Here is a 12,803-nt window from a genome sequence, read left to right as displayed (position 1 = left end):
TTGCTAGTAAAACACAAAAAACGTTACTTTTCTTTAGTTTCCTTTGCGGCTGTAGAAATTGGTAATTGTAGATTTTGGTCGTAGACAAACTCGTTGTGAATAGTGACATCGCGTTTGGGGAAAGTCTCACTATTGGCGATCGCTTCTTGGGGTGGAATTCGCAATGTATACTTACCAACAGGCACACCATCTACACGATACAATCCAAATTCGTCAGTCATCGCTGCTAAAACTTCTGTACCATCAAGATTGACAAGTTCTACCCGGACATCAGACATGGGTTGACCTGCAACATCAGTAATTCGGCCTGCTAAACCATATTCTAATCTGGCAGTAAAATCTACATTCGTTACACCTGCCATTCCCACCTCAGCTACGCGGCTGGTTTTTTGTACGGTGAGTTCTACAGGTAATTGTTCTGGGTCAACTTCGACGCGATAGACACCTTCTGGTAAACCGCCAACAAAGAAGTTACCACTAGAGTCTGTTTTTGCACCACCCACGGGTTTGTTGCGGTTATTGATAACTCGGACACTAGCGCCTTGTAAATCATAACCTTGATTTTCGCCTGAGACAGCAATGCGTCCCGCGATCGCACCACGGTCTTTACCAAGAGAACTAAAGCTACTAGGAACAGCCCGACCACCAGCAAATGACAAGTCTGAGACTAATGATACCGTCAGGCGATCGTCATTAAATCCGCCAAAAGCATTTCTTCTCCCAGCAAAGGGAATTCCTTGATATTCAACCCTGGCGAATAATCCCGGTAGTACTTGCATACTCGCACCAACAATCGGGCCAAAATTACCCTCACGGTAAGCCAACCCCATTCGCCAACTCAGTTGTCTAATACTTGCAGGACTATAGTTCAACGTCGCTGTATAGCGAGTAGCATAATTACCACCAAAATCAGTACCTAAAGAAACTTGATAGTTACGATTAAAGTTATAACTTAAATCACTAGCATATCTATCTCCATAAGTATTAAAAGATAGTCGTGCCGCATGATTTACTTGATAATAAGCATTGAATAAATACTGCCCAGTAATATCAGGTCTACCACTTAAAGATAAACGAGTAAAAGGTTGTAGAAAGAAAGTTGGTGATATATATTCATTTGTATCCGTACCGCTTTTACGACTACGTGCTAGAAACCCTAACTGAAACTTATTATTAAATCGATAACTTACTTCTGCACTATGGTTAAAGAACTCACCAGAGTTTTTTCCATTCCGATATCCGTTGGGATAAGACTGGGAATTAGCCGTAATATCTAACTGTCCTAATTGAATATCTAAATCTGTGTTATAAGCTAACTTGCCAAAAGAATTACCCACACTAGCAGATAAAACCACAGGATTAGCTACCCGCCAAACTAATCCAGCTTGGCTTTGAATTGTATCAGGGATCGCTTGTACAGAACCTTCAAAAGTTAAATTATTAGAAATACCTTGGCGAATTTGGTAAAATCCAGCAAATTGCCCAGCATCAGTACCATTGTTATTATCAAACAAAGAATTTTGGACTAAATTTCCAGTTAAACCCACCCCAGCTAATTGAACATTACCACCTGCTGGTAATAATAAATCAGAAGCATTAATTCTCACAGAACGGATTTCACTAGGAACATTTAAATTATTCCGGTCAAAAACTAAAATTTCAATTTGATTATTTTGTCCAACAGGTAAATTAACATCAACAAACTCATATCTACCATCAAACCCTACCTGTTGCTGTGCTACAACAACTCCAGAAACCCTCAGTTGTACAAAACTTGCGGCTGGAACTACACCTTGGAAAGTTTGTAAAGGTCGAGAACGTCTTGGTAATAACTCATTCGCATTGTTAGTTTGATTAAAGCGATTTGTTGGTATATTTGTATAACCGAATTGCGCTCCGGTCAAATTCAGACTATTTACTAATGGGTTAATACCAATTTGTTGCCGACCGACTTGATAAAGAAATCTACCATTGCGTTTATAGTAAAAATATTCTGATACATCAGGAGAGTTTTCAAAATTATTATTTACCCTTACACGCCATAAACCACCTGCTAATCTGCCACCCAGTAATGTAGAACTGCGTAAGTTGACATCGCCAGCATTATTAACAATATTTAACTCTTGCCTTAAATTAGAAAAACCATTGAGTGGTGCAAATACATCTGGTTGTAAGTTAACTGCTTGGTTTGTATATGCTGTGCCATCACCCCGCCAAGGTAAGTCAATAATTAAAGCCAGATCCAAAGAATTAAATTCAATATTTGTCGAGAGTTTTTCTCTAACAAAGGCATCACTAATATAGTTGATACCTTTAAAATTTTGAATATCACTCTCTGCAAGATTAATTGTACCTAAAGGCGTATTTAAATATGTATTGTTATCTTTTGTCTCTACTGTAAAACCAGCAAGTTTAGCAAAGTCATCCAAAGGTAGAAGCAAGGTATTTCCTTGGCGGATAACATCTAAGCTTCCTACTTCTTTTCGATTAATAATTACTCCTAGCAATAAATTCTCTAAATTTGAGCTTGCTGTTTGGGTAAAAGTGATACGTGAGTTGTCATCTATATTTAAGATATTTTTACTAACATCTACTCCTTGTTTTGGCGGTTGTACTTCAGCAGGTTTAGTGTTGGGTTGTGGAGTTGATTCTGTGGCTGAACTTGGTGCAGGAGTAGTGTTAGTAGCTGTTTTTTGCGGAACCTGTGGATGAGCTGGTTGTTTTGTTAAAAATGCTGATAAATCTTCTGATTTTTTAGATGTCTGGCTGTTAGTAGGAACTTCAGACGGTACATTGGCAACTTTATATTGAAGTGATGAATTAGATGGTTGTTTTGTTAAAAATGCTGCTAAGTCATGCGAATTTATCGAAGTTTCGCTAGTTGCGGCGGTAGATTCTGTTGTTGTGACATCAGGAAACTGTGATTGAGGTGTTTGTTTTGCTAAAAAAGTACCAAAATTATCAACATTTGTATCAGTTTCGTTGGTAGCTACTTCAGAGAGTGCTGTAATTGTTTGCGATCTTTGTTTATTAACAAAAGTTGCCAAGTCTTCTGGTGCTTTAGCGGCAATTGTCGCTGAAGCTGAGGCTGTTGTATTTTGACGCTGTTGCGGTTGTTTAGTTAAAAAACCAGTTAATTCTTCCGGTGTTTTGGCTGCATCCGCATTACTAGCAACTTCAACTTTAGTATTTTGTGGTTGTGGTGGTTGTTTTAATTTTGTGGAGTCATTCTCACTATTAGCAACTTTGACCGGTGCTGTAGTTCTTCGACGTTGAACTGATGTTTTTGGTTTGGTTTTGTTATCAAAAGTTGTCGTCGCAACTTGAGTCGGTGTTTTGACTTTGCGTTGAACAGAAGTTTGTGCTGGTTTTTTGGTGGTTGATGCTGAGTTGTCAGATGTTGTCGTAGCAACTTGAGTTGGTGCTTTGACTTTCTGTTGTACAGAAGCTTGTGCTGGTTTTTTTGTAGTTGCTGCTGAGTTGTCAGATGTTGTCGTAGCAACTTGAGTTGGTGCTTTGACTTTCTGTTGTACAGAAGCTTGTGCTGGTTTTTTTGTAGTTGCTGCTGAGTTGTCAGATGTTGTCGTAGCAACTTGAGTTGGTGCTTTGACTTTCTGTTGTACAGAAGCTTGTGCTGGTTTTTTTGTAGTTGCTGCTGAGTTGTCAGATGTTGTCGTAGCAACTTGAGTTGGTGCTTTGACTTTCTGTTGTACAGAAGCTTGTGCTGGTTTTTTTGTAGTTGCTGCTGAGTTGTCAGATGTTGTCGTAGCGACTTGAGTCGGTGCTTTGACTTTACGTTGTACAGAAGCTTGTGCTGGTTTTTCTGTAGTTGCTGCTGAGTTCTCAGGTGTTGTTGTAGCGAATTGAGTCGGTGCTTTGACTTTCTGTTGTACCGAAGCTTGTACTGGTTGTTCTGTAGTTGCTGCTGAGTTCTCAGGTGTTGTTGTAGCGAATTGAGTGGGTGCTTTGACTTGCTGTTGCGGTGAAGGCTGTGCTGGTTGTTCCGTAGACAAAGCCACCAAGTTACTCGGTTTTTTTGGAGTTTCGCTGGTAGTAGTAACTTTAGAAGGTGCTTTGACTGGTTTGCATTTAACTAATTGCTTAGTTAATAAATCTGGAGACTCTTCTGATATTGCTGAACTTGCACTAATTGAAACTGTTGGTGCAGAATTTGTTGCTGTTGTGCATTTATCAAGTTCTTGGGTTGATGTGTTCGATACTTCGGGAATTCCGCTTGTAAACGAAATATCAGAAAGTATTGTACCTTTCGTACTGCGTTGAACTGGTACTTCACCAGAATTACTTTCAGCAGATGATTCTTGTTCCTCTACGCCATTGGTAGAAAATTCTGCTTCTGGTGTAGTTTCTGGTGGAAGTGGAGTCGCTACTGTATGTCGCGCAGTTTTATAAGCTGGGTTTGCACTATTTTTATCTGGCGCTGTAATAGGAGCATCTTGCGCGGGTAGAGTAGTAACTTCTGCTGGTGGTAAAGGTGGTGAAGCTTGGTAGATCATACTTGTATACACATGCTGGTATGACAGCCTAAAAAAGTTATAGGCTGGAAGTTGATTGCAGAGACAGACAAGGTAACTAATTTAAAAAACTAGAGAATTTTGGTTAGATAACTGGCAAAATCTAGATAATGTGAGGAGAGATTAGAAGATTACCAGAAGTGAGAAAATCAATTCTTAAACAGTATATTATTTACTTCTGGCTGTAACTGTAAAAGGAATACCCTTATCAATTGCACTGCCATTTAAATCACCATTCACATCTAAAACATATTGCCCAGGAGGCAGTTTTTTGGTGATATTTAGTATTAATTGACGGCGCGTACCTGGCAAAACAGGTGTTGAAGGTAGCATTCCAGCATCCAATACACCATCTGGCTTCTTATTTTTTTCTGCTTGCAAGTTAGCTATTTGCTTAGTACCACTTGCACCAGGATATTTATTAGCAGACCAAACAGCATATTGACCATTCATTCGCACATAAGCATTACCTTGGCTAGAAATGTCAAATGCAGCTTTTAAATTATTAGATTTACTATCAACCGAAATTGAATTCAGAACACCTACTTTTTTGATACTGCCAACATAACCATAGACAGCAACACCAAAACGTCCTAAAACTTTAACGCCAGAACTGGGTTTTTTCTCCTGGTTAGACTTGACTTCTTCGACAAAGATTAAAGCACGGTGTTCTCCAGCTTGAGGTTTAACACGAGGACGAACTGAAAAACGCACGGTTTGGGTTTTGCCAGGAGGAAGAGTAAAGCTGACAGGGTTGACAGTAATCCAGTTATCTAGAGATTGCTCGGTTGATTTTACAGGCTGAATTTCATTTTCTTCGTTAAGCATCCAACCTTGGATATAAATCCTAAATGTTGCAGGTTGATTATCAATATTCACGACACGAAAAACCTGAGTTTTAGGTTTTTTATCATCAAGTTTTAATTCAAACCTGGGCGGGCTAACTCCAATTGCTATTGCCAGGACATGGTTGCAATTAAAAGCAAATGTGCTTAGAGTTAATAGCGCGGTAGCCCCAATTTTATAAAGTCTATTCACTAATTCTTGCTGCTGATTCATTGGTTAATTGCGTTAATATTTAAATCCCAGTAAATGTCATCTTTAATATTCCTGAATAGGAGCCAGAAGTCTTAATATCGGAAAAATCTAATTTAAAAGTGGCTCCTCCTTCTAGAATCCTCTTCGCAGAATTAGGATCTAAAGTTGGGTTAATGGGAATAATAGAAACTTTGATTTCTTCACTAATACCTTCTTTACTTAGACTATTCTCACTTCCATTAGCTGAAGTCAAATCATAACTAACAGATATTTGATTTTCATCTTGACTTGCTGTAAGTTCTAATTGCCAGAGTTTTTGGATTGTACGATCCACTGTTGTAGTCAGTGTAGGTGTTGGTAACGATGGGTTGATTAAGTTGGTTTCTATTTTGCCATTGCCTACTTGATTAGACCCTTCAGTGAAAACTTCATTGACTTTGATTGGATCTAGAGTAATTTTACTACCGGGCAAACTAAATTGCCCCCAAGTTTTGGGCTGATACAAGAGAAATACAGACAAAAATGTGCTAATAAATAGTAGGCGTTTCATCAGATGCTTACCTGACTAAATCAAAGAATGACCTTGAGATATTAAGTTCTGGGAAGAGCATTTAACCTAATGTCATAATTTTGCTCTGAGCCAGAACTTGCCATTTTTACCTATTGGTTTAGATGCAACTCAAGGCCAAAATTTACTATGTCTAAATACCTGTAGCTGTGATTCTCAAAGCTTCTCCTGCTGGTGGAGAGTATGTACCAGATGCTAAGGCGTTTGCGAAGTTAAATCCAAACTGTACATTTCCCAGAATGGGATCTTCGCTTGTATCAAGACCCGGAGCAGCAGCTGATTGAGCTGAGGTAGGTGAGATTACAGAAATGGTTATCTGATTGCTAGATGAGGTATCACCATTCAGATAAAGTATTCCAGAACCGTTATATGCAACGCTATGTTCAATCTGATTATTTGTACCAGTACTTGTACCCCAAATTTTATAAACTAAAACGTCCCCTGTTTGTATCGTTCCTGAAGTAGCAGTTAAGGTACCAGGATCAGGAAGAGGTGTATCAACGCTACCATCAGAGGTAAAGTTTCCAACGGTGTTTTGAGGAACTCCAAAAAACTCTGAGCTATTTGGTTTAAAAGTCAGGCTTTGGTAAGTTTGGATGTAAATAATCTCTGGTACTTCGACTTGGATTGGTACATCAACAAATGCTGCTTTAACAGGTGCAGATAGTAAAGTATTTGCCAGAGAGGCTGCACCGAGAGTAACTGCTGCTAATAAGAAGTTCTTTTTCATGGGGGCTAAATAATTACTCTTTAGAAAAAGATGACAAAATCAATGTAGCCGTTGTAGCAAAAATAGCACCTCAGAGAATTTACCAAAGTCTACGCATTTTACATATATTTCCCTTGTTGATAATTCTCTATAAAGTTACTGTAAAAGCATATTTTTTTATGCCTAATTACTTCTTAAGTATTTTGATATAAGCTGAGTTAATATTTTTCTGTCTACAGTGAAAATACTATTCTTGCGCTAGGTAAAATATGATTTTATCAAGCAGTTTATAAGTTAAATTTAGGATGCGGTTGTAAAGTTTTTACTAAATTAACTGCTACGTTGATAAATTTAGAATCAAGATATTTGGTTTTGGTTTAACTAGGACTTAAGCAGTAAGACGAAAAATTAAGGATTTGGGATAGTTTCAAGGGGTATGGGAGTGTAAGACCTTGTAATCTAATATATTCTTAGCTATTAGTGACTGTTATCAATAAATCTACTTAAGTAGATTTGGGTTGCAAGTATGTTTCAAGCTACTCGTCGTCGGTTGGCTATTTGGTACACTGCGGTAACTGCTGTGTTGTTATTGCTGTTTGCTAGTGGTGTGTACTTATATGTTCGGAGTACGTTGGTGGAGCGAATTGACGATACTTTAAATCATGTGGTGGAAATTGTCGAGCGATCGCTTGTCATTGAGCCAGTAAATCACGAAACTGATAAACTCCGTATTAATGTAGAAGCCAGTTTTCGCAACAATGCCAATAATGTCGATGATGACCACATTGACTTGGAATGGTTTAGTCCTACCGGGAAATTACTTTGGTCAACTTTCTCAGAACCTTTAAATATTCCGATTCACGGTAATCATACTGGTGAAACAGTCCGTATCCCCAAATCAGACCAGTGGGGAGACTCGGAACTATCTTTGCGTCAAGTCACCCAGCGCGTAGAATTTGGCAGACAAGTATTAGGATATCTGCGTGTTAGTCATCCGTGGTTTGAAGTTACTAAACCCAGCCGTCAGCTAATTTTAGATTTAGCATTGGGAATTTGGTTAATGTTACTGTCTGTCGCCGCAAGTGGCTGGTTTCTGTCGGGGAAAGCAATGGAACCTGTGGGTGATTCTTATCAAAGACTCAAGCAATTCACGGCTGATGCTTCCCATGAATTGAGAAGTCCCATTACTTTGATTCAAACTAATGTACAAGTCGCCTTAAGTGAATTGGAGTTAGTTGAAACAGAGGTGAGTAGTTCTACTAACTATCGTCAACAATTAAAGGTAGTGGAACGACTGACCCAACGCTTAGGTAAGTTGGTAAATGATTTATTATTTTTAGCAAGACAAGATAGCGGCATCAGTAAGGATACATTTTCACCTTGTCCTTTGGATGCTTTACTGATGGAAGTGATTGAAGAACAACAACTTCTCGCTAGTGAAAAAGACATTGCTTTAAATTTACACTTAGTTGATCCGCCACTGGCGGAAACGAGTCCCGAATTACTAGAAAATTGGTTCACTCTCTTAGGTGATTGGGATCAACTAGTCAGACTATTGACAAATTTAATTAGTAATGCTTTGCGCTATACCCCGGCGGGTGGTAAGGTAAATGTCGAGTTAACACGCCAAGAAGGAATCAGTCGGGTATCGAGGATGCGTGTCAGCACGGCTCAGTTACAAATTAAAGTGGGTGATACTGGCGTTGGTATTCCTACAGAAGCATTACCCAGGTTGTTTGACCGTTTTTATCGGGTAGATCCGGCGCGTACTCATAAAAAAAGTGAAAGCACAGCTACAGATAGTGCTACAGGTTCAGGATTAGGACTAGCGATCGCTCAAGCTATTGTCGAACATCACCAAGGTCAAATTCAAGTTGAAAGTAGCCTTGGTAAAGGTACAACTTTTATTGTCACTCTACCCGTAACTCTAGAGTCTTAAATTTTTGTTTATTGTTTTGTTTCCTGTGACAGATGAATAGATTTGGCATTATTTACTAACTTAAATAGTAAAGCTTGCATTTTTAAATCATAACTTTGAGCGAACACAGTTTACTGTTTACTCTGATGAGTATTCCATAAACTGCTGATTTGTTTTGCCCAAATGCAGCTAAAAATAGGTTATTGGAGCAGATGAGATGCCAACTCCCATTGCAGACAAAAATTTACCTTTTTTAGAAAAGGTAAAACAAAATAGTGGTTTAGCTGACCTTTACGATGCTAGAGATATTACAGAAGTAGTATTTCGCGTGATGCGTGACTTGATGACTACAGAAGCGGCTGACAGAGTTGAAGGTGAACTACACAAACCAGTCGAAGAAACTGAAGACAAATCTCTGCAAATGGAAATTGCCGAACTGTGGCATGATACTAATCCGATTGTGAGCTTTTTGAGTCGGGTACGTCCACCCTGGCAAGGCCCTGGCATTTTTAAAATTGATAGCGATCGCTTTTTATTCCGTGTCGCCAATGAAGGCACTATGCCACCAAATGTAGACCGTGAACAAGTTGTCAAAGCCATTTTTTCTGCGACAAAAGATGAACTTTCCCAAGAAAGAATTCAAGAAATTGCTAGTTGGCTTCCAGGTAGAGTTCGTCAAATTTGGGAAGAAGCTTAGATTTTCCAATCTGCTTGACTGAAAGATGTGAACTATGAATTTTTATTAGTTATTTGTTCTTGATAAACACAAATGACTAATGACAAATGAAGGACTTTTCAGAAAATTATTAATCCCCGATTTACTCAGGAGTAAAAGCTAAATATGAACTCTCAAAAATTACAGAAATTTACTGGCATATTCAGTGCTGTTTGCGGTGGTTTATTAATTAGTTTACCTGCAATTTCGCAAACAGCAGTAGCCCAACAATCACCTACTGTCACACCACAACAATCTACTTCTAAGGTGAACCCTTGCCCTCGTATTTTTTATGAAGAGCCACACAATAGCCGAGTTGTAGTACCGCAAGGATGTCCACCGAATGCCCTCACTCAAAGATTAGCTAATCAAGGACTGTTACCTGAAAATAGCAGCACAACCACCACCTCTACATATCAAACAGGATTAGGTGTGGGTGGTGAAACACCACAAGTTGGTGCGAGTAAAATCAATCCTTGTCCTCGGATTTACTATGAAGAACCTTTCAACAGCAGAAATGTTGTACCTCAAGGTTGTCCACCTAATGCTTTCTCTCAAGGACAAGGAAACATTTCTAGCCAAGGTGTACCAGTAAGTCCCCAGGTGTCTACCGGTGAAACTAGTACCACTCAAACCCCTTTGCCATCTCAACAACAAACACCTAGTGCAACGATCGCCCTGGCTAATGGTAAAGTTGATGTGAGATTGATTAACGATACTGGCGCTAAAGTTACTTACCAAGTTATTGGCGATACAGAAGCGCGATCGCTCGAAGGTAAGTCAAATGTAATGTTACAAGGTATCAGCGCCCCAGTTACAGTCACATTCCAACGCGAAGACGGTGGACTACTGTTAGTCACACCCCAAGCTTCTACTACACAACCAGGAATGTTAGAAGTAACTTTAAATGAAGCAACTGACTTAAGCCAAGACACTAAGGCTATGCGAATTCAACAAAACGGTTCAGTATTCTTGAATTAGTTTTGATTGGGAGTTGGGAGTTTTGATTGGGAATAGGGTGAGGCTCCCCAAAACGGAGAAAGGCTTTGAATCTTGCTCCCCTTCCCTGTCTTCGACACGCTGCGCGAACGTAGGGAAGGGGTTGGGGGTTAGGTTTGAGAGAAAGTTGTACACAGCATTAACTAAAAAAGTTCTCAGTATTGTATTTCCCACTCCCAACTCCCAACTCCCAACTCCCAACTCCCAACTCCCAACTCCCAACTCCCTCACGTCACAAATTAGTCCCCTCGGTAGTTGATGACGGTAACAACGGTTCTGGTTGTGGTACTGGTTGAGGATTTAACAATTGCTGCCAATTTTTAATTTGTTCTTGTGCTGTACTGTAAGCACTCGTACCTCTAGGAACCAACTGAGCAGTTTCAATGGCTTTGCTGAGATTAGAACTACTCTGAGAGCGAGCCAAGTCTAATAACTGTTGACTCCATTGGTCAATAGCGACATTTGCATCCAAGCGCAGGATATTACTGCTGGGGACTTTATTCGCTAACCGAATTGCCTCAACTAAGGCATCTGGTGTACCCACAGCCGCGACTTGTCTGGCTCTGTTCCAGTTATCTTTGGCGCGAATTTGTCCTCGCCAATCATCAATAGCTGCTTGAGCTTCCCCAGAAAGCGCCCTTCCTGAAGATGCAATTGTCTGTGCGGCGTTAATTGCGGCGTTTAAATCTCCAGTTTGAGCCAAGTCTCGTGCTTGGTCTAAGTATGGTTGGTCTTGGATGCGTTCGATTTTCGCAGTCCAACTGTTAATTCTTCTGCGTGCTTCTGGATATAATGCCCGACCTTTACGGATTTGTCCCGCTTCTGCGATCGCAGCTTGTAAAGAGTTGATATCCTCTAATAAGGCTATTTGTTCGGCACGTTCTAAGTAGGGACGGTCTTCAATGGTTTCCACTTGAGATTGCCAACGTCCGACTTCTTGCCTAGCTTCGGAAGAACGCGGATTATTAGAGGGAATTTGTTGTGCTTCAATAATTGCGGCGGCTAAGTCGTTAATTGTACCTTGGCTGGCTAATGTGCGTGCTTTTTCTAGGCGGGAGACATCTTCAATTTCCAATTGCCAACGGGCAATCAATTGTTGGGCTTTATTATAGTTGGCGCGGGAAGGGTCAATTTCTTGTGCTTGGGCGATCGCAGTTTCTAAACTAGAAACCGTACCTAGCCACGCACTGCGTTGGGCATCTGCTAAAGCAATAAAGTCTTCGACATCTGCTTGTAATTTAGTAATATCAGGAATTTGTCGCGCAATTTCTAAAGCTGCATCTGCATCTTTGGCATCCATCTTAGCTTGCGCCAATTCCAGCATTTTGCGTCCATATAAAGGAATCGACTCTTGGGCTTTATCATAAAAATAACTGTCTTTGCCAATCGATTCCGCAACTTTGATTGCTTCTAATAAGTTATCTACTACTTTGGTTTTGGCTAAACTATCAGCTTTATCTAACTTATCGCCATCTTCCCGCACCGATACAATCAAGCGGTTGATTTGATCGTATTTAGTACTTGACCAATATTTATTATCTACCCGCAGTAATTTCGCTGCCAACATTGAGGCTGATTGCCAGCGTCTTTGGTTGAGTTCTTCTTGTATTGCTTGATAAATTTCGTCAGCTTTAGCCCAAATCGATTCCCACTTTGCAATTTTCTCGTCTACTAACTTATATACAGGCAAGTCTTGGGGAATTTTTTGGGCGGTGGTAATTGCTGCTTCTAAATCTCCGGCTTGAAAACTTTGATCCGCTAACTGTAAAATATCCCGCGACCACTCTTCAATAAACCGATCAATTTCTCCCCGCAGTGGGTGATTTTGTGGTAATTGTCGAACTAAGGCGATCGCTTGTAATAAATCATTTACTGTCTGCTTAGAAGCTGCCAACTGAGCGCAGTGCAGCCGCACCGAAGCACTCGCCAACGGCCAAAAAATCGCCGGACAGTTAGGAGCCGCAGGCAATTTTAACAGCATTGCCATTGCGATAAACCCGATACTGCCAGGAATCAATGCTAACATTGTTGCCCATAACACCCAGCTTTTCATCCAGCGTGGCAAAGGTCTGGAACGTTTACTAGGTGGAATGGTTTCGGCGGAATGATGATCTATTATTGGTAATCCTTCTGGATTATTTTCTGTTTGTTGTTTCACTGACTTAGAGTTAGAACCAGTAGCTGGGATGCCAAATGTTTGCGCTTCACCGAAGTGTGGTGTTCGGTTTGTGTGATCTGGCTCTCTAGCTCTAGCTGGAGACCAATCTTCTGGAATATCCCGCTCTGTCATCTCTCACACCAAAAATTTATTAAATAGTAATTGG

8 protein-coding genes are annotated in these 12,803 nt (G+C 40.1%); 3 read left to right on the top strand and 5 right to left on the bottom strand.

The features are described 5' to 3' along the window. Positions 1-23: 23 nt before the first annotated feature. The 4 genes from H6G79_RS10120 to H6G79_RS10105 all read right to left on the bottom strand — a co-directional run bounded on the left by H6G79_RS10120 (position 24) and on the right by H6G79_RS10105 (position 6,868). On the bottom strand, positions 24-4,514 hold the full coding sequence (locus tag H6G79_RS10120; RefSeq protein ID WP_191049352.1) for a carboxypeptidase regulatory-like domain-containing protein: 4,491 nt from the start codon (positions 4,512-4,514) through the stop codon (positions 24-26). A gap of 186 nt (positions 4,515-4,700) precedes the next feature. After that, entirely contained in the window at positions 4,701-5,591 is an 891-nt protein-coding gene (locus H6G79_RS10115; protein WP_190589116.1) for a molecular chaperone, read from the bottom strand. Between the two features lie 19 nt (positions 5,592-5,610). Continuing rightward, positions 5,611-6,075 (bottom strand): hypothetical protein, encoded by a 465-nt coding sequence (locus H6G79_RS10110; protein ID WP_190589118.1) that lies wholly within the window; start codon positions 6,073-6,075, stop codon positions 5,611-5,613. 196 nt (positions 6,076-6,271) lie between these two features. After that, a complete protein-coding gene (locus H6G79_RS10105; RefSeq protein ID WP_190589119.1) occupies positions 6,272-6,868 on the bottom strand; it encodes a hypothetical protein in 597 nt (198 codons plus the stop codon). 505 nt (positions 6,869-7,373) lie between these two features. Here H6G79_RS10105 and H6G79_RS10100 point away from each other — a divergent pair. The 3 genes from H6G79_RS10100 (at position 7,374) to H6G79_RS10090 (ending at position 10,461) form a co-directional block, all read left to right on the top strand. Beyond that, positions 7,374-8,786, top strand: coding sequence for a cell wall metabolism sensor histidine kinase WalK (locus H6G79_RS10100; RefSeq protein ID WP_190589121.1), 1,413 nt, complete (start codon positions 7,374-7,376; stop codon positions 8,784-8,786). A 196-nt stretch (positions 8,787-8,982) separates the two neighbouring features. Continuing rightward, a complete protein-coding gene (locus H6G79_RS10095) occupies positions 8,983-9,462 on the top strand; it encodes a DUF2267 domain-containing protein (protein ID WP_190589123.1) in 480 nt (159 codons plus the stop codon). A 144-nt stretch (positions 9,463-9,606) separates the two neighbouring features. Further along, positions 9,607-10,461: a hypothetical protein gene (locus H6G79_RS10090; protein WP_190589125.1), complete on the top strand. Its 855-nt coding sequence runs from the start codon at positions 9,607-9,609 to the stop codon at positions 10,459-10,461. Positions 10,462-10,711: 250 nt separating this feature from the next. Here H6G79_RS10090 and H6G79_RS10085 read toward each other — a convergent pair whose 3' ends face one another. Next, on the bottom strand, positions 10,712-12,769 hold the full coding sequence (locus tag H6G79_RS10085; RefSeq protein WP_190589127.1) for a chromosome segregation ATPase: 2,058 nt from the start codon (positions 12,767-12,769) through the stop codon (positions 10,712-10,714). Between the last annotated feature and the right edge of the window lie 34 nt (positions 12,770-12,803).

It is taken from the genome of Anabaena sp. FACHB-83 (assembly GCF_014697485.1).
Classification (GTDB): domain Bacteria; phylum Cyanobacteriota; class Cyanobacteriia; order Cyanobacteriales; family Nostocaceae; genus Nostoc_B.
Note: the sequence above shows the minus strand (reverse complement) of the source record. Positions and strands in the feature narration are given on the sequence as shown.

What these genes read in the sequence shown, in the direction of transcription:
- H6G79_RS10120 (WP_191049352.1), bottom strand. Translation starts at nt 4,514, where the DNA reads ATGATCTACCAAGCTTCACCACCTTTACCACCAGCAGAAGTTACTACT.
- H6G79_RS10115 (WP_190589116.1), bottom strand. Translation starts at nt 5,591, where the DNA reads ATGAATCAGCAGCAAGAATTAGTGAATAGACTTTATAAAATTGGGGCT.
- H6G79_RS10105 (WP_190589119.1), bottom strand. Translation starts at nt 6,868, where the DNA reads ATGAAAAAGAACTTCTTATTAGCAGCAGTTACTCTCGGTGCAGCCTCT.
- H6G79_RS10100 (WP_190589121.1), top strand. Translation starts at nt 7,374, where the DNA reads ATGTTTCAAGCTACTCGTCGTCGGTTGGCTATTTGGTACACTGCGGTA.
- H6G79_RS10095 (WP_190589123.1), top strand. Translation starts at nt 8,983, where the DNA reads ATGCCAACTCCCATTGCAGACAAAAATTTACCTTTTTTAGAAAAGGTA.
- H6G79_RS10090 (WP_190589125.1), top strand. Translation starts at nt 9,607, where the DNA reads ATGAACTCTCAAAAATTACAGAAATTTACTGGCATATTCAGTGCTGTT.
- H6G79_RS10085 (WP_190589127.1), bottom strand. Translation starts at nt 12,769, where the DNA reads ATGACAGAGCGGGATATTCCAGAAGATTGGTCTCCAGCTAGAGCTAGA.